The sequence below is a fragment of the Chryseobacterium sp. CH25 genome (genome assembly GCF_004119455.1).
GTDB lineage: Bacteria > Bacteroidota > Bacteroidia > Flavobacteriales > Weeksellaceae > Chryseobacterium.
The window spans coordinates 77,240-97,980 of the sequence record NZ_NRQT01000002.1; the positions used below are offsets into that span (position 1 = coordinate 77,240).

The 20,741-nt window shown below is 35.6% G+C and carries 19 protein-coding genes; 3 read left to right on the plus strand and 16 right to left on the minus strand.

Translation table 11 applies throughout. The annotated features are described in order from the left end of the window. Window positions 1-60 precede the first annotated feature (60 nt). The 4 genes from BOQ64_RS23740 to tsf all read right to left on the minus strand — a co-directional run bounded on the left by BOQ64_RS23740 (window position 61) and on the right by tsf (window position 7,317). Window positions 61-1,338, minus strand: a complete 1,278-nt coding sequence (locus BOQ64_RS23740) for a gliding motility-associated C-terminal domain-containing protein (protein WP_228448232.1) — start codon at window positions 1,336-1,338, stop codon at window positions 61-63. Window positions 1,339-1,448: 110 nt separating this feature from the next. Then, window positions 1,449-2,876, minus strand: a complete 1,428-nt coding sequence (locus BOQ64_RS23745) for an IgGFc-binding protein (protein WP_228448233.1) — start codon at window positions 2,874-2,876, stop codon at window positions 1,449-1,451. A 78-nt stretch (window positions 2,877-2,954) separates the two neighbouring features. Continuing rightward, a complete protein-coding gene (locus tag BOQ64_RS05765; RefSeq protein ID WP_164975765.1) occupies window positions 2,955-6,242 on the minus strand; it encodes a gliding motility-associated C-terminal domain-containing protein in 3,288 nt (1,095 codons plus the stop codon). Between the two features lie 250 nt (window positions 6,243-6,492). Further along, window positions 6,493-7,317: a translation elongation factor Ts gene (gene tsf, locus BOQ64_RS05770; RefSeq protein WP_129054131.1), complete on the minus strand. Its 825-nt coding sequence runs from the start codon at window positions 7,315-7,317 to the stop codon at window positions 6,493-6,495. Between the two features lie 143 nt (window positions 7,318-7,460). Between tsf and BOQ64_RS05775 the strand changes: the two genes are divergently transcribed. After that, complete coding sequence (locus tag BOQ64_RS05775; RefSeq protein ID WP_129054133.1) at window positions 7,461-8,237, plus strand: DUF6759 domain-containing protein; 777 nt, start codon at window positions 7,461-7,463, stop codon at window positions 8,235-8,237. A gap of 55 nt (window positions 8,238-8,292) precedes the next feature. Here the strand turns inward: BOQ64_RS05775 and BOQ64_RS05780 are convergent, their stop codons facing one another. From BOQ64_RS05780 to BOQ64_RS05805, 6 genes are all read right to left on the minus strand, one after another. After that, window positions 8,293-9,249, minus strand: coding sequence for an acetyl-CoA carboxylase carboxyltransferase subunit alpha (locus BOQ64_RS05780; RefSeq protein ID WP_129054135.1), 957 nt, complete (start codon window positions 9,247-9,249; stop codon window positions 8,293-8,295). 49 nt (window positions 9,250-9,298) lie between these two features. Continuing rightward, window positions 9,299-10,807: a glutamate--tRNA ligase gene (gene gltX / locus BOQ64_RS05785; protein ID WP_129054137.1), complete on the minus strand. Its 1,509-nt coding sequence runs from the start codon at window positions 10,805-10,807 to the stop codon at window positions 9,299-9,301. Window positions 10,808-10,936: 129 nt separating this feature from the next. Beyond that, complete coding sequence (locus BOQ64_RS05790) at window positions 10,937-11,536, minus strand: hypothetical protein (protein WP_129054139.1); 600 nt, start codon at window positions 11,534-11,536, stop codon at window positions 10,937-10,939. A gap of 355 nt (window positions 11,537-11,891) precedes the next feature. Continuing rightward, a complete protein-coding gene (locus tag BOQ64_RS05795) occupies window positions 11,892-12,722 on the minus strand; it encodes a glycosyltransferase family 2 protein (RefSeq protein ID WP_129054141.1) in 831 nt (276 codons plus the stop codon). After that, complete coding sequence (locus tag BOQ64_RS05800; protein ID WP_129054143.1) at window positions 12,719-13,369, minus strand: glycosyltransferase family 2 protein; 651 nt, start codon at window positions 13,367-13,369, stop codon at window positions 12,719-12,721. The genes BOQ64_RS05795 and BOQ64_RS05800 overlap by 4 nt, the downstream gene beginning before the upstream one ends. Further along, entirely contained in the window at window positions 13,324-13,620 is a 297-nt protein-coding gene (locus BOQ64_RS05805; RefSeq protein ID WP_129054145.1) for a glycosyltransferase family 2 protein, read from the minus strand. The genes BOQ64_RS05800 and BOQ64_RS05805 overlap by 46 nt, the downstream gene beginning before the upstream one ends. 39 nt (window positions 13,621-13,659) lie before the next feature. On the opposite strand from BOQ64_RS05805, the gene BOQ64_RS05810 reads away from it, so the two are divergent. Then, entirely contained in the window at window positions 13,660-14,814 is a 1,155-nt protein-coding gene (locus tag BOQ64_RS05810) for a glycosyltransferase (protein ID WP_164975766.1), read from the plus strand. 204 nt (window positions 14,815-15,018) lie between these two features. After that, window positions 15,019-15,876, plus strand: coding sequence for a glycosyltransferase family 4 protein (locus tag BOQ64_RS05815; protein ID WP_262708744.1), 858 nt, complete (start codon window positions 15,019-15,021; stop codon window positions 15,874-15,876). Here BOQ64_RS05815 and rocD read toward each other — a convergent pair. From rocD to rpmF, 6 genes are all read right to left on the minus strand, one after another. Next, on the minus strand, window positions 15,873-17,123 hold the full coding sequence (gene rocD, locus BOQ64_RS05820; protein ID WP_129054147.1) for an ornithine--oxo-acid transaminase: 1,251 nt from the start codon (window positions 17,121-17,123) through the stop codon (window positions 15,873-15,875). The two genes, BOQ64_RS05815 and rocD, sit on opposite strands and share 4 nt — an antisense overlap. Before the next feature lie 190 nt (window positions 17,124-17,313). Further along, window positions 17,314-17,754 (minus strand): hypothetical protein, encoded by a 441-nt coding sequence (locus BOQ64_RS05825; protein WP_129054149.1) that lies wholly within the window; start codon window positions 17,752-17,754, stop codon window positions 17,314-17,316. Window positions 17,755-17,781: 27 nt separating this feature from the next. Continuing rightward, window positions 17,782-18,333: a YdcF family protein gene (locus BOQ64_RS05830; protein ID WP_129054151.1), complete on the minus strand. Its 552-nt coding sequence runs from the start codon at window positions 18,331-18,333 to the stop codon at window positions 17,782-17,784. Between the two features lie 74 nt (window positions 18,334-18,407). Further along, window positions 18,408-19,763 (minus strand): acetyl-CoA carboxylase biotin carboxylase subunit, encoded by a 1,356-nt coding sequence (accC, locus tag BOQ64_RS05835; protein WP_129054152.1) that lies wholly within the window; start codon window positions 19,761-19,763, stop codon window positions 18,408-18,410. Window positions 19,764-19,861: 98 nt separating this feature from the next. After that, window positions 19,862-20,344: an acetyl-CoA carboxylase biotin carboxyl carrier protein gene (gene accB / locus BOQ64_RS05840; protein WP_129054154.1), complete on the minus strand. Its 483-nt coding sequence runs from the start codon at window positions 20,342-20,344 to the stop codon at window positions 19,862-19,864. Between the two features lie 127 nt (window positions 20,345-20,471). Continuing rightward, a complete protein-coding gene (rpmF, locus tag BOQ64_RS05845; RefSeq protein ID WP_002976251.1) occupies window positions 20,472-20,675 on the minus strand; it encodes a 50S ribosomal protein L32 in 204 nt (67 codons plus the stop codon). Window positions 20,676-20,741: the final 66 nt, after the last annotated feature.

The following is a 20,741-nucleotide window of genomic DNA, read 5'->3' on the forward strand; positions in this document are numbered from 1 at the left end:
AATACAATAAAAAAACCACGATTTTGAAATCGTGGTTTTGAAAGTTTTACATCCGGATGATTATTCTCTGTTTTTTACCATAATCCAGCCGGTATATTTGATCTCTGTTTTTTCTTTGTTAGCCTCATTCCAGGAAACGTGATACCAGTATGTACCAGTTACAAGCTTTTTGTCGAAATGTCTTCCGTCCCACTTGTAATTGTTGAATTTATTTCCGGTAAATATCATATTTCCATATCTGTCATAAACTACAAAGCTAAGATTATCCTTATAAGAAAGATCGCTGTAATCAATATAGTCATTGATGTTATCTCCATTAGGCGTGATAGCGTTCAATAAATTAGGAACTGTAACTTCTGCTGAAATAGGAGTACAGTTATAAGCATCTTTTACATAGAATTTATGCTGACCTCTTGTTAATCCATTGAATGTGTTAGAATCTTGCCAGTTTGTAGTTCCGTCAACTGAATATTTGTAAGGAGCCTTACCACCTGCTACAATTACCGTAGCTGTAGTATTGTTAATTTCAATTTGCTGAATAACAGGGTCCGGTGCTTTTATTACTCTTACTACCTGTGTAATAGAGCATCCGTTTTTCTCAAGAATTACACTGTATTCACCTACTCCTACACCTCTGATTCCTGAAGAGGTAGCTCCTGTGCTCCATAGATAAGAATCGTATCCAGATCCTGCATCCAGATCTGTTTTAGCATCAATACAGATATATTTATCTACAAGAATAGGAGATTTTTTGATAGGAAGTGGGATAAGCTCAATTTTAGCATTCGCCGTACATCCTTGATCTGTAGTAATTTTTACATATACAAATCCTCCTGTTGCTGGATAGTTAGTTGTTGCTGTTATCTCATTAATTCCCGCAGTAAGATCTTTTAAAGTACGGTAATATTTTTTTGTTGAATTTCCATAATCTGTAACGTTAGCCTTAGTCAGGTCAAAATAAGCATAAGGTGCAACATCATACCAACAAGCTTTAATAGTAGCATCTTTTACAGTGAAAGGTACAACAACCAGGTTCAGGGTAACTTCCTCACAGTCCATAAAATCTGCAGAATCACCACAGAAGGTATAAACTATTTTATCTGTTCCTTCAAAATTAGGTTTTGGTGTATAGGTAATTGTACCGTCTGCATTGATTACTGCCGTTCCATTACTAGGAGGAGTAAGGATTTTTATGGTACTCTTTACCGGGGTTTGTGTTGAAGAAGAGAATGCTGGAGTAATAACCTTCGTAGAACAAGCCGGCTCTTCTTTAGTAGTCTTTATTAAACAGTTAACTACTTTATAGATAGGTGTTGTAAGTGATTGACAAGCTCCCATCGTTACTCTTACAGTATAATAACCAGGCTGTGTTGGTGCATAGGTATAAGTAGTTGCGCCAGGAATGGCAACATCATTAAGGAACCATTGGTAAGTATCATAGGTATCATCTACTTGCAGAACGATTCCAGGAACACAGTCTCCTGATTTTTTGCAATTACAGGAACTGAGGAGAATCCTGCAAAATATCCACCGTATCCAGCAGAGCTGTATCCACCGTTAATCCCGGCAGTTACTGCCTTAGTAGAAGTAATGGTAAGGTTTGGTGGGAAGTTCTCCAAAGAATAAGTTACCCATTGAGTATTTCCTGTTAAAAAATACGGTCCCTGAGCAGGAGTAGGAGCAACTCCGTTTACTAATACAGTTGCACCAACTTCAGTTACGATGTTAAGTTTTAATTTAATTGATGTGGTAGCAATACCAGGCATTTCATTGATCTTACCGATCTCATCAATTTTTCTCGGTAAGAAACAGTTCAATGGTGGGATATAGTTGAATCCGTTGGTTGCATCACTGTCAGTTCCAACGAATTGATATAGGTATGCATTTTTGGATGTAGAAACGAACATATTACGGTGAGCTCCACCACCCTGTACAGCATAGTTGGTTTCGTCAATTCTATACCAGCCTCCGGCGTTTCGGGTTGCAATAGGAGTACTGGATCCGTTGATAAATATATCAGTATTATCTTCTGTGGCAATAACGATACCTCCTTCCATATTTAGAGTAGGGTCTTCAGACTTACTTCTCACCATAGCAAAAGTATTCCCTAATCGGTCTACAGGTACAGACTGGTCTAAGATAGGGTCGGAACCACCAGGGCTGCTGGAGAAGTTACCATTACAGCTACCATTGGTAAGTGTTACAGGTTTAGTGGTAACAATTTTAGCACCAATGAAGCCTTTGTTATTAATACCTGGAGCATCATCAGTTTTTCCCGCAAAAATGAAAGATTGTCCTTTGTTTAAAACAAAAGCATGAGTTTGTAAAGGTGGGCTACCATTAACGAATTTTACTCCAGGAGTGTTCCAGCTTACAGTAACACTGGTGTTGTCTTCTGTAGCAAGAATTCCTGCTGTAAAATTATCTGTGCTGGCTCCACTTTCTCTTGTATTGGGGCTGGATGCTACATAAAACAGATTACCGATACCTGCTTTACCCTTACTGGTAATAATTTCGCCGTGTGAGCCCTGTGCAAGTCGTAAACTGCAATAGAAAGGCTTTTCTGCTTTCAGATAAAGTCCTTTTGTGCCTACAACAAAAGCATCGGTTACTCCACTGGCAGAGATAATGGTTTCATCCACATCAAATGTTTTGGGGTCTCCTTTAGCAATAGTAACGGTACCAAGCAGAGTATTGGCACTGTATATTTGTATGGGAAAGGGAGTGGTAGAATCAGTAGATAGATACACCTTATTATTATAACCACCCACAGGGTTTGTATAATAAGGTGCAATCCAGTGTTCAGTATCCCTTTGCGCGAAGAGAGTATTAATTGTAAAAAAAATTAATACCAAACTGAGTAGAAATCTTTTCATGTGTATGGAATTAGGATTTCTACAAAATTAAAATAAAAAATCAAATACTTTTAATAAAATGTAAATAAAAGTTAAAAATTATTCCCGATTTTTAATTAAAATCCATCCTGAATACGAAACTGGTAATTGGGTATCTGGCTCAATCCATTTTATGACATACCAATAAGTTCCGGTAGGGAGACTTCTTCCATTTGATTTTCCGTCCCAGATATAATTTTTGTCAGAAGATTTATATACTGGATTTCCATATCGGTCTGAGATTTCTATGGATACATTTTGTTTTATACCTAATTCTGAATAATTCAGGAGATCATTTATTCCATCTCCATTGGGAGTAATGGTATTGATAAGATTTATAATCAGGAAGCTTTTGGTTACATGGCGGCATCCGTCTGAACCTAACACATACACCTTATGAGTACCTCTTGATAACCCTGTAAAAACATTGGAAGGTTGATAGTCAACACCATTTAATGAATATCTGTAAGGAGGGGTTCCACCGGTTACATAAACAGTTGCTGTAGTCCCTGAAACTTCTATTTTTGAAATAACAGGAGCCTGGGCAGTGCTAACTTTTACCTGCTGACGGTATACACAGCCATTAAATCCAAGATCTACATAGTAATTACCAGCAGAAGCACTAATGCTTTGGGTGGTTGCCCCATTGCTCCATAAATAAGATGAAAATCCAGGTCCTGCATCCAAAAGGATTTTTTCATTGGAACAGATTATCTGATCCTGAAGTGTTGTAGATTTTCTAGGTGTTTTTAATGTAAGTGTTAAAACACCTGTATTGGGACATGCAGTATTACTTTGGAATCTTACATAATAAATACCTCCTGCAGATGTAATAGTCTGAGATGCTGATATTGGATTAGTTCCTGCCTGCGCATCAGCTGCAGATGAGTAGAATGATAAAATAACAGCCGGATCAACAGTAAACATACCTTTATAATCATTAAGATTTATGTTTTCTGAACCGTTAATATCATTATCACATACATCTGTTTTAGCATTATTTGTAATTAATGAAACTTTATTTCCTATAGTGAAATTGATTTGTCCGAATACCGGCGGGCAACTTCCCGAATTTCCTGTTGCTCTTACGTATACTGTAGTATTGGCTGTATAGTTCCAGTTGGCAGGAAGTGTATTACTGTTTCCTGCAATAGCATCAGCTTGATTAAGATAATAATTTACAGTGAAAATAGCTGAATTGGCCACAATCTGTGGAGTAACATTGTTAAAATTGATATGCACACTTCCATCAATATCACTTGCACAGCTGTTTGCATTGAAACTAGTGGTATTAATTACAGGTACAGGAAATGTATTAAGAGTAATGGCGGCCACTTTAGAACATCCATAAGAAGTTACATTGGCATATACTGTTCCGACAGGACCATTATAATTCAGAGGATTGGCAATAGGTCCGGTTAAATTAGCATTTGTAAAGTAGCCTACTGTAATTCCCGGAATTGTACTGATACTTGCTGTTTTCAGATTATAAGTTCCGTTGCCACTCACGTCAGCACAGGAAAATAGAACATCATTCGTTACTGTAAGCACATGAGTGTTCACTACAATTTTGAAATATTCAAATGCTGCAGGATTACCATTTCCCTGGATATAATACGTGAAGGTATCAGTAAAATCTGTTGTAAGAGCTGGGTTGGGAGTATAAGTAATCTGTCCTGTTGTTGGGTTGACGGCAACAGTTCCATTAGTTGGTTGTACAATAATACTTGTATTGGAAGGAACTACAGGTTGAGTTGAACTGGTAAATGCAGGTGTTAGTACTTTCGTATTGCAAGATCCAATATCATAAGTTGTAGTTGTAATTGGCGGACATGGGGTATAATCATATTCTGCGGTAAGTCTTGTCTCACAGCTGTTTTTAGTGATTTCACAGGTGTAAATTCCAGGTCCGTGTGAGTCAGGATTGATGGTTGGAGCTGTAGCCCCAATGATTTCAATTCCATTAAGGAACCATTTATATAGATCATAGCCAGGCTCTACCTGCAAAAGTACACCATTATAACAGTCACCAGTTTTGGTAATTACCGGAATAGAAGAAAAACCAGCGAAATATCCACCATATCCTACAGCACCATTTCCTGCAGCAATGCCTGCGGTGACGGGTTTGGTTGAGTTTACTGTAATGTTACCGGACACAGTTGGGATAGAGTAGGTAACCCAGTTTGGATTTCCTGTTACAGGTGCAGGTCCGTTAGTTGTAATAGGATTTCCGTTAACGGTTACTGTTGCTCCGGTTTGGGTAATGATATTAAGCCTTGCATTGAAAGAATCATTTCCTATTTCGTTAATGAATCCAATCTCATTGATTTCCGTAGGTAAGAAACAGCTTAGAGGTGGGATGAAGTTCATGCCTCCTGTAGCATAAATATTTCCCGTAGAGGTCCCTGCAAGGAGCTGATATACATATATATTATTGTTTGCGGAAATACTCATATTAAAGTTTCCGTTAACCTGGCTGATATAATCGGTTCCTTGTACCAGGTAGTGATCTCCTGCATTAAGAGTAACGCTGCCAAGAAGATTTCCGTTTACTGTAAGTTTAGTATTGTTTACTGTAGCAACTACTAAAGCGGCTTCCATTCCTGAATTGGCAGGCCCGTTTCCTTTTACCATTACAAAGTCTTTTCCTAATCTTTCAACAGGAACGGCCTGATCCATCAACACGTCAACATTGGTACTGTTTTTTGTTGTATAGATACTGTTAAAGTTCCCATTGGTTACAGAAATGGGCTTGTCAGCAACAATTTTTGCACCTACCAGTCCTTTTAAATTGTTAGAACTGAGGTTGCTTTGTGCCTCAAAAATATAAGATTTCCCTTTATTAATTGTGAAAGTTCTTGATGGTGCAGATAGTAGGTCAGAAAATACAACATTCTGATTATATCCGGATAAAGTTACAGTGGTATTGTCTTCTGTAGCTGTAATTCCAATCGTGGAATTTACATAGGGTTTAGCAGATGTAATGGGAACAACTCCAGCAAAGAAAGTTTTTCCAAGACCGGCTAGCCCTTTTGAAGTAATAAATTCTGCCTGATCCTTCACTACAAATCTGTAGCTGGCAAAAAATTTCTTACTGCCTTTAACATGTAATCCCATTGAAACAGGAGTAAACAGACTGGCTGCTGTAGATGCAATCATCATATTATTGGAAATAGACTGCTTTACAGGATTTCCTTTGCTGAGCTGTACTGTAGCAATTACATTGTTATTATTAAAGATCTGTACTGTGAAAGGTACTGTTTCATTAGTAGACAGGTAAAGATAACCTTTTGGAGTGCCCTGAAGATTACTTGCAGACATAGGTGCAAACCAGTGTTCTGTATCCAATTGGGCATTAACTAATAAACAAAAAAAAGTGCAAAAAGCGAGTAGAAATTTTTTCATGCGTTACTATAAGGGCCGCAAATTTAAGTATTAATAATCGCAATTTTATAGAAAAAAAGTTTGGTTTTCCGGTTTAGAGTATAATTGTTGAATATTTAAAATTTACGTCATTTTATGTTCATATTTGAGGAAGGAACCCATAAAAAAATCCCGATGAAAAATTCACCGGGATTCTATATTTTTAAAAGTTGGATTATAAGCTAACTCTTACAAATCCTGTTACTTTTAGATCTCCGTTTACAGATTTTACATAGTCAGCAACTGAGATACTAGAATCTTTAATGAAATCCTGGTGTACCAAAGTGTTGTCTTTGTAGAATCTCTGCATTTTACCTTTCAAGATATTATCGATGATGTTTGCAGGCTTACCTTCTTCAGTAAGTTTGTGTCTTTCAATCTCTAATTCTTTGTCGATAGTTTCCTGAGAAACTTTAGTTTCGTCAAGAGCAATTGGGTTCATTGCAGCAGCTTGCATAGAAACAGATTTAGCAACTTCGTCAGCTCCGTCTACTTTTGCAGAAAGTGAAGTGATAGCAGCAATTTTGTTTCCAGCGTGGATGTAAGCTCCTAGGAATGGTCCTTCGATTCTTTCGAATGTACCGATTTCGATTTTCTCACCGATAACACCTGTCTGCTCAATTAATTTTTCAGCAACAGTCATTCCGTGGAAATCTGTAGCTAATAATTCTTCTTTAGTAGCAGCGAAGATTGCCATTTCAGCTAATTCGTAAGCTAGCTCGATGAAAGCTTCGTTTTTACCAACGAAGTCAGTCTCACAGTTTAAAGAGATAATAGCACCTAAAGTGTTATCTTCATTTACTCTTGCGATTACAGCACCTTCAGTAGATTCTCTGTCAGCTCTGTTAGCAGCAACTTTTTGTCCTTTTTTTCTAAGGATATCTACCGCTTTTTCGAAGTCTCCTTCAGCTTCAACTAGAGCTTTCTTGCAGTCCATCATACCTGCACCTGTTTGGTTTCTTAATTTAGCTACGTCTGCAGCAACTGGTGTATAAGACATAATATCTATTATTTTTTATTTAAGATTAGTATTAATTTTTAGCTTAATTTTAAAGCAGTGCAAAGATAATGATTTTAATGATAAACTAAAAAACGACTTTTCACGTTATTAATATATTTAATACTATTTTAAAGATTTGATTAATGAAAAAAATCTTCCTTCTCCTTTTTGTATGCCTTTTTGCTCTTGGTTTTTCTCAAAAAAAGAAAAAAACAAAATCTAAAGCTGTGGTTGAAAAAGAAACTGTGATTATTTACACCGAGCAGGAAGCTGAGACTTCAAAGGAAACAAGAGTGATTGCAGGATTCATTAAACAAAATCCCGGACACGCGCGAACAGACTTCTTCAAAAAAAGGTTGATGGAAATCATCATGGCAGATAATTCTCCTGAAGCAAAGCCTACTATAAAGCCAATCAGCAAGGAAAAAATTGAAAATATTGTTAAAAATAATGAACTGAACAGCGGAAAAGTAATAGCAGCAAATAAAGCAACTAATAAATCAGCCACAGCCAATAATACCAAGAATACAGATAAAGTAAATAATGCTATCAATGCATTGAAAGAAGAAAGACTGGCAACTTATGCTTCAGCGGGAACTGCAAAAAGTGCCGGATCTTCAGTTAAATCTGAACCAAGTGAAGCCAATAAGAAAACGGCAGCGATGCTTACCCATCTTTTTAATAATGATATTAATAAGAATGAGGCTTACATCAATATTAAAAACAGATCAAGCTGTAATCTGATTGTGAAAATAAGTGGTAAAAAATATTATAATTTAAGTGTTCCTGCCAGAGGAGAAAACTTTATTTTAATTGATAAAGGAGAATATGTGCTGACCACTATGGTATGTGATGCAAAATATTCTTCACTAAAGAAAATTACTCAGGATGTAGAGATTGCTCTCAATGTTGCTGATTAATGAGGAAGAAAACTAAAGTAAAAAAGGTTAAGAAATTTTCTTAACCTTTTTATTTTTATCCTTTAAACTGACCCATCGCAATGAATTTATCCTGTCTCTGGGTTTCAAGCTCCTGTCCTGTAAATTTGGCGAAAGCTTTGATATTTTGTAAAATTGAATTTTTCAAGTTCAAATAAGTGGTCTCCTGGTCGTAATGAGCACCTCCAAGTGGTTCCTCAATAATGCCGTCAATGAACTTTTCTCTTAAAGCATCCTGTGGAGTAAGGTTTAATGCGTTAGCAGCATCTTCCTTGTGATCCCAGTTTCTCCATAAGATAGAAGAGCAGCTTTCTGGTGCAATTACAGTATACCATGTGTTTTCCAGCATATATACTTTATTACCTACACCTATTCCTAATGCTCCACCACTTGCTCCTTCACCAATGATGTAAGTGAAGATCGGAGTCTTAAGCTGAACCATTTCAAAAATATTTCTTGCAATAGCTTCACCCTGTCCTCTTTCTTCAGCTTCCAATCCTGGATAAGCTCCCGGTGTATCTACTAAAGTAACTACAGGAATGTTGAATTTCTCAGCAAGCTTCATTAATCTTAAAGCTTTTCTGTATCCTTCAGGATTAGGCATCCCGAATCTTCTGTGCTGTCTTTCCTTAGTCGTTCTTCCTTTTTGAGTTCCTATGATCATCACTCTCTGACCATCAAGGGTAATCAATCCTCCAATCATTGCCGGATCATCAGCGAAATTTCTGTCTCCATGAAGTTCTAAGAAACTGCCTTTATCTGCCATTCCGTGGATATAGTCCAGTGTATAAGGACGATCCGGGTGACGGGACAGTTGTACTCTTTGCCAAGGTGTAAGATTGCTATAGATTTCTTTTTTCTTTTCTAAAATCTTATCCTCAATCTGGCTGCATGCTAATTTTACATCAACACCACTTTCTTCTCCTACTAAAGAACACGTCTGGTATTGGTCCATCAATTCTTTGATAGGAAGTTCGAAACTTAAATATTCCATTTCTTGAAGTAAATTAAATCTTTCAAATGTATGAAAAATTATGGTAATTTTATTTAAAATTATTTATAGCATTGCTTATTCTGGCGATACTTTCCTCTTTACCAATGATTTCCAGAATGTCCGGAACATCTGGTCCTTTCAATTCTCCTACTAAAGATAAACGAAGCGGCATCATTACTTTACCCATTCCCAGGCCTTTGTTTTCCGCAAAATCATGCATAGTTTGCTTTAATGTTTCTGCAACAAAGTCTGTAGATCCAAATAAAGCCGCCAATTCACCTAAAATAGCAGATGTTTCGTCATTCCATGCTTTTTTAGAAGCTTTTTCATCATAAGAAGTTGGAGCTTCAAAGAAGAACTTTCCGTTTTCATAGATGTCTTTCGGGAAAGTAGCTCTTTCTTTCATTAAAGGAATTACTTTTAAAAGCTTTTCATCCGAAGCATTGGAAAGATCAAGATCAGAGTTCTTAAGCATTTCAAGAAGCTCTTCATTCGATTTCATTTGAATATACTGGTGGTTAAACCATTCTGCTTTTTCTTTGCTGAATCTTGCTCCTGCCTTGTGAACTTTATGAAGGTCAAATTCCTTAATCATTTCATCTACAGGAAGAATTTCTTTATCGTCAGCCGGAGACCATCCTAATAAAGCGACCATATTGATGAAAGCATCAGGAAGGTAACCGTTTTCTCTGTACCCTTTAGAAACAATTCCTGTAGCAGGATCTTTGAAATCAAGTGGGAAAACAGGGAATCCGAATTTATCACCATCTCTTTTGCTTAGTTTTCCTTTTCCTTCAGGCTTCAGGATTAGAGAAAGGTGAGCAAACTGTGGAGCATCCCAACCCATTGCCTCATATAATAAAGTGTGTAGTCCAAGAGATGGTAACCATTCTTCACCACGGATTACGTGAGAGATTTCCATTTCGTGGTCATCAATGATATTTGCAAAGTGGTAAGTTGGCATTCCGTCATTTTTTACCAGAACTTTATCATCTAATGTATTGGTGTTTACGGATGATTTTCCACGGATGATATCTTCAAGATTCAATACTCTGTCTACAGGCATTTTGAATCTTACCACATAAGGCGTCTTTTCATCCAATAATTTCTGAACTTCCTCTTCAGAAAGAGCAAGGCTGTTTCTTAAACTGTTTCTTGTTTTATTGTCATAAGAGAAAACATCACCTCTTGCTTCGTATTCTGCACGTACAGTATCCAGTTCTTCTGCTGTATCGAAAGCGATGTAAGCATAATCTGTTTTTAAGATCTGTTCAGTATATCTGTCATAGATATCTCTTCTTTCAGACTGTCTGTAAGGGGCAAATTTTCCTCCTTTCTTAGGACTTTCATCCGGGATGATTCCACACCATTCTAAAGCTTCCTCAATGTATTCTTCAGCTCCTTCTACATATCTGGCGGTATCTGTATCTTCAATTCTTAATACAAATTCTCCCCCTTGATTTTTAGCAAAAAGGTAATCATATAATGCAGTTCTTACGCCTCCCAAATGTAAAGGTCCGGTAGGACTTGGAGCAAAACGTACTCTTACTTTCTCCATTTCAATTAAAATTTTGGTGCAAATTTACTTAAAGTAACTTGAAAATAAATTGTTTCATTTGATTATGTAAGAAAAGCACAAAAAACTATCTGAAAACAGATAGTTTTTTTATGTTGAAAAGTTTTTTATTTAATAGATATTTGAAATGTCCTCTACAGCAATTTCATGTCTTTCAGAATCATTTCCTTCAAGAATAAAAGTTGCATAATAGCGGGTGCCATTTATAGCGTGAGTTTTTTTAATGATTTGAAGTTTAAATCTAGGATTTGAAACGTTTCCGGAATTTGTATTTGTTGCCCATATAGAATTTCCTGAAACATAGGGCTGTGCTTTGTATAATACCAAATTACCATCAGTTTGTGCAGATAAAAAAGGTTGAGCCACTCCGTTACCCAAATTTGTATTTGATGCCCATTTTACAGGATGAGGTACCGGTCCCCAAAAGTTTATAGGACTTGCATAAAGTACCAGGTTAGAATCAAATTGAAGATCCAGATGTAAGTTTACATTTCCGTAGTTTAAAACTAAGGATTGCCCAGCACTAAGGCTCGACATTCTGTGGCTTTCAGCAAGTACCTCAGTCTTTGTCAATGAAATTTTTTCCTGTGCATTCATATTTCTGGCAGTTTGTACAGGGGCTTGCTCCGTCATTGAATCGGTTTCTCTTGAGCATGATGCGATGGCTAAAGTTAATAAAGTTAAAGTTGAAATTTTTAATAGTTTTGTCATGGAAATTTATAATTTTCCGGCAAAGATAATTAAATTTCTATATTTGGTGAATAAAACAATGTTAACTTTGTTATTATTCATAGGCTTTTTCATGAATATTTATGTTTGTATAAATTCACTTATTTGAGATTTTAAATGCTTCCAGTAGCATACTGTCAACAAGGAAATAAGTTTCACAATTATAGACTATTCTCTCAATCTTGTTTATAAAAATTTCCAAAATTCATTGTTAATTTGTTCCCAAGTTGTTTCTGTAAAGGTTTTTTAGTGAAAACAATTTGTTGATTATCAATTAAATGAACAGCTTTGTTCTTTTTTTTGTCATAATACACAACGGATTATGTAATTTATTTTTCTAAAAAAGAGATCTTATTGCACGCTCAACCTTATAAAGGGTTTTATAGGTAAAGGTTTTTTTAATTTTTTTAAAGGTCTGACGGGTTTGAAAGACATTCTGTATTTCTGCCAAAGAAAAATCAGAATCCAAGATCTCTTCATAAAGTCTACGGTGTTTATTGAAGATATACCATTCCATTTGATTCTGCTGTGCTTTACTTTCATGCAAAGATTTAATCATGGAATTTTCCCGTTGTCTGTAGAAGAACTGTACGGAATCTAATTGTACTACATCGTCTCCTTTTTTTAACAGCTGAATCCAAAATTCCCAGTCTTCATATCCAAATGTCATATTAAGATCATATCCGGATGTTTTCTGGTAATCTTCTTTTTTGAAAATTCCGGAACAGAAAATATGGTTGGCAAATAATAAGGCATCATAGTCATATTTTCTAAGTTCCCAGGGTCCATTTTTTGCGTCAAAAAACTCAGCTTTACAGTAAACTAATTTAAGATTTGGATTTTTTATAAATTCTTTCTGGGCTAATTCTATATATTGAAGCCCTATTTTGTCATCACCATCCAGAGGAAGAATATATTTACCTTTTGCTTCTTTTATTCCATTATTTCTGCTGGCAGCAAGTCCCTGATTTTTCTGGTTAAGTTTAATGAAACGCGAATCTTTAGCACAATAAGTGTCAATAATTGCTTCAGAATTGTCCGTTGAACCGTCATTAACAATAATACATTCCCAAGCTCCCGAAGTCTGGGAGATCACAGAATCTAAGGTTTCTGCAAGGTATTTCTCCTGATTATAGCAGGGAACAATAATAGATGTCATTTCATTCATAATTTTCCTGTTTTTCCAATTAACCCATGAATTATTCCTCTGAGAATATTTCTGGAAAATGAGATGTTTTCTTTAAAGCTTCCTTTGGAAGAGAAGAATTTTTTACGGGCAACAATCAGGCGTTCCCGGATCACAAAAAACAGACTTCCGGAATACTTTTTAGTTAGCCAGATTCTGTTTCTGGTCATATAGTATTCATATACTTTTCCTCTGGAGCTTTCAGACTGATAAGCGATCAGATCCGTATCAACGGCAATCTTCCAGCGGTTGCTCTTTTTAATTCTGTAGCACCATTCAGATTCTTCATAATACATAAATAAATCAGCTTCCATATACCCCATATCATCCAATACCTCTTTTTTAAACATCATAGAGCTTCCGTTGATATATGCCATATCATAAGTAATCCCTTTTGATCCTGTATCTTTTACATTTTTCAGAAAATTGATATGGTTTCCTTCAAATCCTTTTTCAGGAAATAATAAACCTCCGTCAGAAAAAATTATATTGGGATTATTATGATACAGAAGCCTTGGACCAATTACTCCTAGTGAGTCATCAGATTTTAATTTTAAATAAAGCTCTTCAATGGTATTGGCTTCTATATGAATATCGGGATTAAGAATAAAAAAATATTTTTCCCCCATTCAATAGCTTTCCTGATTGCCCAGTTATTGGCATAGGCATATCCAAGATTATTTCCCATCTGGTGAAAGAAAAAATTGTGAGCATTGCAATATGCTTCTAAATCTTCTCCGTCATTAGAGTTATTGTCAAGGATAATAAAAGAATCATTGCTGATTTCCCCTTTATTAGTGAGCATTGACAGCTGTCTGATGATCTCTTTAGAGGAATTATAATTTAATATTATTATAATTAATTCTTTTATTTCTCTCATTAAATAGTCATATTTGTAGCCGCAAAAATAATAAATATAATGAAACGGAAAGTGCTTTATTTTATGCCTGATAATCCAATGTCTGGAAAGGCAGGGAATACCACCAGGCTTAATTATATGCTTTCTTACTTCAATGAAAGCCGAGAGCTTGATGTAACTTTTGTTTCATTAAGGGATTGGGGAATGTGGAAAAAAGAAGAGGAAGCTTTATTTCATGAAAAGTTCCCTAATATCCATCTGCGTCTTCTGAATAAAAAATATAAAAAGAGTTTTTTTAAATATTTATTTTTATATAAAATTCCTTATCTTTTTAAAAGAAATTCTATAGATACAACAAGCTATATTCTCAGAAAAGAATTTTCAGATATTGTTAAAGAATCGTTTTTTGATATTGTATTAATAAGTTATGCTACATGGGGAAGACTTGGTAGTAAAGTACCTTCCGAAAGTTATAAAATTATTGATACCCATGATTTTATTACCGCTCAGAGCCGTCATAAATCTACAATAGGAAAATTATTTCAGGATGAGATTTCTATTTTAAAGCAATATGATAATATCTGGACTTACTCAGTTGAGGAGGAATATATATTCGATCAGTTTACTAATAAAGAGGTTACTTTGATGCCTGTTTCATTTCCTGACAATTTTAACAATAAAGCTCCGGAGTATAAATATGATATTGTTTATGTTGCGAGTGACAATCCACACAATATTAAAGGAATTCAGTGGTTTTTAAAAGAAGTACTACCTTTGCTTAAGAATGTTAAAATTCATATTGTCGGTAAGATTGGTAAAGCAATTGCAGAAGATTACCCAAATGTAATTAAATACGGAATGGTAGATGATTTACAGGAGTTCTATAATCATGCAAAAGTTGCAATTTGTCCAATGTTAAGCGGAACAGGTGTAAAAATTAAAGTATTGGAAGCACTGTCCTACGGGTTGCCAATAGTAACAAGCAGAAGAGGGGTAGATGGGCTTGTCAATAAAAAGAACAATGGCTGTTTAGTAAGCCAGGATCCTGTGGAATTTTCGGAAGCCATTCTTAAGCTAATGAGTGATGATGTTTTTTATGAAAAGGTAAAGCAGCAGGGAATTTGTTATTTTAAAGAAAACCACAATTCAGAAATAGAAAAAGAAATTCTTGATTCTATTTTTTATAAAACGTATGAAGAAAAAAATCTTAGTTGATCTTGAACGTCTCAGATATCCTAATTCAGGTATTGCAAATGTATTCAGAAATCTGGCAAAAGGATTGCTGGAGGAGAATTCTAAATTTGAAATATTTTTTTCGGGAAAAAGGAAAAGCTTGAAGAATTTGAGCCTAAGCCTAACTGTGTTTTCTGGAATAAGACCCACCGTTTTTTCGAACGCTTCAGTGGAGAGTTTGATCTCATTCATGTAAGCCATCAGCTATCTTCCTATTTTCATAGAAATTATAAAAACACGGTAAAAATTGTTACCCTTCATGATCTGAACTTTTTATATGAGAACCTTTCTGATGCTAAAAAGAGGAGAATGCTTGGGAAAGTTAGAAGTAACGTAAAGAATGCAGATTATATTGTCTGTATTTCTGAGTACGCAAAACAAAGTTTTATCCGTAACAAAAGACTTTTTAACTTTACTAAGCTTAAAGATGTTGTTGTAATACACAACGGTATCCACCTTCCTGAAGAAAGAGAATACCAACTGGGTAAATATGATTATTTAAAAGGAAAGAAATATATCTTAAATATTGGTGTTCTTTTCAATAAGAAAAATCAGTTAACTTTAATTGAAATGCTTCCCTATATAAAGGAAGATCTGGTACTTATTGCTTCCGATGAAAAACAGCCTTATGCAGATGAAGTAAGACAAAGGATTAAAGAATTACATTTGGAGCAAAGAGTTCATTTTCTGAGAAATCTTTCAGAGGAAGAAAAATATGCGGTAATTCAACAAGCAGAGGCTATGTGCCATCCTTCTATTGCAGAAGGTTTTGGAATCCCGCCTATTGAAGCAATGGCTTTTGGTAAGCCGGTCTTTCTTTCCACTTATACAAGTCTTCCCGAAATAGGTGGAGATGTGGCGTTTTATTTTGATAGTTTTGAACCGAAGCTAATGGCGAAACTGTTTCAGGAGAAAATGGATCTTTATCACAGTAATGAAAAAGAAATGAGCCAGACAATAAAAAATTGGACAGAGCAATATAGTTATACCGCAATGTCCAATAATTATCTTAAGTTTTATGAATCTGTTCTGAAGAGCGATTAAGCTTTATATTCCAGAATAGTTTTTTCAATAATTTTTACACAATCTAATAATTGCTCCTCTGTAATTACCAATGGTGGTGCTAATCTGATGATATTACCATGTGTTGGTTTAGCAAGCAATCCGTTTTCCTTTAGCTGTAAACAAAGATTCCATGCAGTAGAGCTTTCAGGTGTATCGTTGATTAGAATAGCATTTAAAAGTCCTTTTCCTCTTACTTTGGTAATCAGATCAGTTTTTTCAATCAATTTGTTGATTTCCGCTCTGAACAGCTGACCAAGTTCTTCTGCTCTTTCAGATAGTTTTTCATCCGCTACTACATCTAATGCTGCTACAGCTACTGCACAGGCAATTGGGTTTCCACCGAATGTAGAACCGTGTTGTCCAGGTTTAATCACATTCATAATCTCATCATTGGCCAATACTGCCGATACTGGATACATTCCTCCTGAAAGTGCTTTTCCAAGGATTAAGATATCCGGCTGTACATTTTCATGATGACAGGCAATCAGTTTTCCTGTTCTTGCAATACCAGTCTGTACTTCATCAGCAATGAAAAGAACATTATGCTTTTTACACAGTTCAGAAGCATTTTTTAGGAAGTTTTCATCCGGAACATATACTCCCGCTTCCCCTTGAATAGGTTCTACAAGGAATGCTGCAATATTTCCAGCTTCTCTGCTTAATACTTCTTCCAGGGCTACAATATCATTATAAGGGATTTTGATGAATCCAGGTGTAAAAGGGCCGTAGTTTTGGTTGGCATCAGGATCGTTGGAGAAAGAAACGATAGTGGTTGTTCTTCCGTGGAAATTATTTTCACAAACGATGATTTTTGCAGCGTTTTCTGAAATTCCTTTTACTTCATAGCTCCATTTTCTGGCTAATTTTACAGCTGTTTCTACTGCTTCAGCTCCTGAGTTCATAGGTAATACTTTATCAAACCCGAAAAGAGTGGTGATTTTTTGTTCGTATTCTCCTAATTTAGAGTTGTAGAACGCTCTTGAAGTTAAAGCTAATTTCTGTGCTTGCTCTACTAATGCCCCTACAATTTTAGGGTGTGAGTGCCCCTGGTTGACAGCAGAGTATGCTGAAAGAAAATCATAATATCTTTTGCCCTCTACATCCCAAACGAAAACACCTTCTCCACGGTCCAGAACTACTGGTAGAGGGTGATAGTTATGCGCTCCATGTTTGTCTTCAAGGTCAATAAAATACTGTGAGTTTTTTGTTTGTTCTGCTGTTGACATATTGTTGGTTTTTTACAAATTTACATAATATTAATGAGACCAATAAACAAAAAAAGAGTAGAGTATAAGGGGGTAATCAGAGTGTATTTTAGGGGTGAATGAACCTGTAATGGGAAATATTTTCTTAACGGGTAAGTTGTTGCAGGTATTCTATCTTTAGGAATAAGAAAGTTATATCTAGAAGTTTATCTTACATTTTTTTAGGCATCAGATCTTTTCTCAGATATTGTATTACTGTTCCGTTGGGATTATAAAGCTTACAGCAGAATACAAGTCGGTACTGATAGAATTTCGGATCCAGATTGATGCTGTTGAGCTCTTTAGCAATCTTTAATGAATTTTTCGTCAGGGAATCAGTTTTTAAATTGCAGAAATCTTTACTGTAGAGATATAAAGTATAGGTTACAGTGTCTTTATCTTTGATTTCTCTTTCATATTTTGGATTGCGTTCTATTTCTTCAATATGATATTCTCTTTTTATTTTTTCAAATATTTTTTCTTCACTTTTATTTTCAATTCTTTTGGATGAACTGAAATAAGTAAGCATGAAAACAGCAACAAAGCTAGCTGCAAAATAAAGTAGAATTGCCCCTGAAATTCCGATGAGGAACCATTTTAATGTCTTGTTCATGGTTTGTTTTATTTTACATTAATTTTTTTATAGATAGTAAGCGAAAAACTCTCTGAAAACGGAATAAAAGTCCCTTAATTCAAAATAGTTTGGACTTGAACTTTCAATGTTTTTAAAATGATGTTCTCTGAAGAGTTTTTTAATTCGGGTCTGATGATAAAATTGGGATACCGAAACAATATTGTTGTACTTTAAACTGTCAGCAATTTTAATGGTATTGATGATGGTCTTCTCTGTATTATCCCCAAAGTTATCCACAAGAATATTGCTGGCAGGAATATTATTTTCAACCAAATATTTTTTCATCTCTGTGCCTTCCCAATAACCTTCTTTTCCAAGGCCGCCACTTACCAGTATATCTCTAATCTGTTTTTTCTGATACAGCTCAATACTTTTATCAAGCCTTGCTTTCAGCCGTGGAGAAAGAGTTCCGTCTTCATTTACTTTATTCCCGAAAACTATCGCAAGATCTGCTTTTTGCTTTGGTTTTGTAAAACCATCATAACTAATATAAAAAGAATGAATAATGAACCAGGAGATACCTGCAATCAGAATAAATTTTAAAATTTTGCTCAGCATATTTTTGTGAATGTATACAAAAATAAAAACTGCCCTAATAAGAGGCAGTTTAAAGTTTTTATTTTAAGATAATCTTAGTGATGATCATATTTTCTGTCCATTACAAAATCCTCCATGAACTTTGTAGTGTAGTTTCCTGCTAGATAATCTTCATTATCCATCAGTTGTCTGTGGAAAGGAATGGTAGTTTTTACTCCTTCAATATAGAATTCCTCAAGAGCACGTCTCATTTTTGCAATAGCTTCTTCACGGGTTTGAGCCGTAGTAATAAGCTTAGCAATCATAGAGTCGTAGTTAGAAGGGATTGTATATCCGGAATAAACGTGAGTGTCTACTCTGATTCCGTGTCCGCCAGGGATGTTTAATCCAGTGATTTTTCCTGGAGACGGTCTGAAGTCTGCATAAGGATCTTCAGCGTTAATTCTACATTCGATTGAATGTAATTTCGGGTAATAGTTGATTCCTGAAATAGGAGTTCCTGCAGCAAGAAGAATTTGTTCTCTGATCAGGTCATAATCAATTACCTGCTCAGTAATAGGGTGTTCTACCTGGATTCTTGTATTCATTTCCATGAAATAGAAATTTCTGTGCTTGTCTACAAGGAATTCGATAGTTCCTACCCCTTCGTATCCAATAAATTCAGCAGCTTTTACAGCAGCGTCACCCATTTTCTCACGAAGTTCATCAGTCATAAACGGAGAAGGAGTTTCTTCCGTTAATTTCTGGTTTCTTCTCTGTACAGAACAGTCTCTTTCAGAAAGGTGGCAAGCTTTACCGAATTGGTCTCCTGCAACCTGAATTTCAATGTGTCTAGGCTCTTCAATCAGTTTTTCCATATACATACCTCCGTTTCCAAAGGCAGCTACAGCTTCCTGAATAGCAGATTCCCAATGATCTTTAAGGTCTTCAGCTTTCCAAACAGCTCTCATCCCTTTACCACCACCACCGGCAGTAGCTTTGATCATTACAGGATATCCTGTTTCTTCAGCAACTTTTACAGCGTGTTCGTAAGATTCAATTAATCCGTCAGAACCTGGTACACAAGGTACACCAGCAGCTTTCATGGTAGCTTTAGCATTCGCTTTGTCTCCCATTTTTTCAATCTGCTCCGGAGAAGCTCCAATGAACTTGATTCCGTTCTTTTCGCAGATTCTTGAAAAGTTAGCATTTTCAGATAAGAATCCATAACCTGGGTGAATAGCGTCAGCGTTTGTAATTTCCGCTGCAGCAATAATGTTAGGGATTTTAAGGTATGAGTCTTTGCTCATCGCAGGACCAATACAAACAGCTTCATCAGCAAATCTTACGTGAAGACTGTCTTTATCTGCAGTAGAGTATACTGCAACGGTTTTGATCCCCATTTCTTTACAAGTACGTAGAATACGCATTGCAATTTCGCCACGATTGGCTATTAATATTTTTTTGAACATCTTCTTCAATTTGAAAATTAGATAATTTGAAAATTAGATAATGTTATTTTAATGTAGAATTTAATCTAACATCTAATGTCTAACATCTAACTTCTAAATTAAGATGGATCTACTAAGAATAATGGTTGGTCGTATTCTACAGGAGTTGCATCGTCAACTAAGATTTTAACGATTTTTCCACTGATTTCAGATTCAATCTGGTTGAATAACTTCATTGCTTCAATTACGCAAACTACTTTACCAACAGAAACTTCATCACCTACATTTACGAATACGTCTTTATCCGGAGATGGTTTTCTGTAGAAAGTTCCAATCATTGGAGATTTGATTGTTACATATTTGCTATCATCAGATGCAGCCTCAGCTTTTTCTGTAGGTGCAGCAGCAGGAGTTGCAACAGGTGCCGGAGCAGCTACCGCTTGTGGAGCTGTGTGGTATACTGCAGGTTGTGCATAAACAGCATCGCTTCCAGCTAATGGAGTTTTAATAGTGATTTCGAAATCTTTAGTTTTGTACTTCACTTCTGAAACTTCAGCCTTAGATACAAACTTGATAAGATTCTGTATGTCTTTAATGTCCATAAATTTGATATTTGATTTGATGTCAAAGATACCAAAAAAACGCAAAAAACAACAAAAAACCGCCAAATTTTATCAAAATTGGGCGGTTTTTGTATTAAAATGAGGCTTTTTCAATGAAAAGCGACTCTTAGTTTTCTTCAGTAGCAGCTACTTCTTTTTCCAATACTACTTTACCTCTGTAGTAAAGTTTTCCTTCATGCCAGTGAGCTCTGTGGTATAGGTGAAGCTCTCCTGTTGTTGCATCTTTAGCTAATTGAGGAACTACAGCTTTGTAGTGAGTTCTTCTCTTATCTCTTCTTGTAGACGACTGTCTTCTCTTTGGATGTGCCATTTTCTAATAACTTTTTTAATTGATGAGCGATGAGATTCATCATCTCATCATATTTAAATTATTCTA

Excerpts from the sequence above, each read along its gene's own strand:
- BOQ64_RS05830 (WP_129054151.1), bottom strand. The coding sequence starts at position 18,333 with ATGCTGAGCAAAATTTTAAAATTTATTCTGATTGCAGGTATCTCCTGG.
- rocD (WP_129054147.1), bottom strand. The coding sequence starts at position 17,123 with ATGTCAACAGCAGAACAAACAAAAAACTCACAGTATTTTATTGACCTT.
- BOQ64_RS23740 (WP_228448232.1), bottom strand. The coding sequence starts at position 1,338 with ATGGGAGCTTGTCAATCACTTACAACACCTATCTATAAAGTAGTTAAC.
- accC (WP_129054152.1), bottom strand. The coding sequence starts at position 19,763 with ATGTTCAAAAAAATATTAATAGCCAATCGTGGCGAAATTGCAATGCGT.
- BOQ64_RS05800 (WP_129054143.1), bottom strand. The coding sequence starts at position 13,369 with ATGGGGGAAAAATATTTTTTTATTCTTAATCCCGATATTCATATAGAA.
- BOQ64_RS05805 (WP_129054145.1), bottom strand. The coding sequence starts at position 13,620 with ATGAGAGAAATAAAAGAATTAATTATAATAATATTAAATTATAATTCC.
- accB (WP_129054154.1), bottom strand. The coding sequence starts at position 20,344 with ATGGACATTAAAGACATACAGAATCTTATCAAGTTTGTATCTAAGGCT.
- BOQ64_RS05790 (WP_129054139.1), bottom strand. The coding sequence starts at position 11,536 with ATGACAAAACTATTAAAAATTTCAACTTTAACTTTATTAACTTTAGCC.
- BOQ64_RS05780 (WP_129054135.1), bottom strand. The coding sequence starts at position 9,249 with ATGGAATATTTAAGTTTCGAACTTCCTATCAAAGAATTGATGGACCAA.
- rpmF (WP_002976251.1), bottom strand. The coding sequence starts at position 20,675 with ATGGCACATCCAAAGAGAAGACAGTCGTCTACAAGAAGAGATAAGAGA.
- tsf (WP_129054131.1), bottom strand. The coding sequence starts at position 7,317 with ATGTCTTATACACCAGTTGCTGCAGACGTAGCTAAATTAAGAAACCAA.
- gltX (WP_129054137.1), bottom strand. The coding sequence starts at position 10,807 with ATGGAGAAAGTAAGAGTACGTTTTGCTCCAAGTCCTACCGGACCTTTA.
- BOQ64_RS05795 (WP_129054141.1), bottom strand. The coding sequence starts at position 12,722 with ATGAATGAAATGACATCTATTATTGTTCCCTGCTATAATCAGGAGAAA.
- BOQ64_RS05775 (WP_129054133.1), top strand. The coding sequence starts at position 7,461 with ATGAAAAAAATCTTCCTTCTCCTTTTTGTATGCCTTTTTGCTCTTGGT.
- BOQ64_RS05810 (WP_164975766.1), top strand. The coding sequence starts at position 13,660 with ATGAAACGGAAAGTGCTTTATTTTATGCCTGATAATCCAATGTCTGGA.
- BOQ64_RS05825 (WP_129054149.1), bottom strand. The coding sequence starts at position 17,754 with ATGAACAAGACATTAAAATGGTTCCTCATCGGAATTTCAGGGGCAATT.
- BOQ64_RS23745 (WP_228448233.1), bottom strand. The coding sequence starts at position 2,876 with ATGAAAAGATTTCTACTCAGTTTGGTATTAATTTTTTTTACAATTAAT.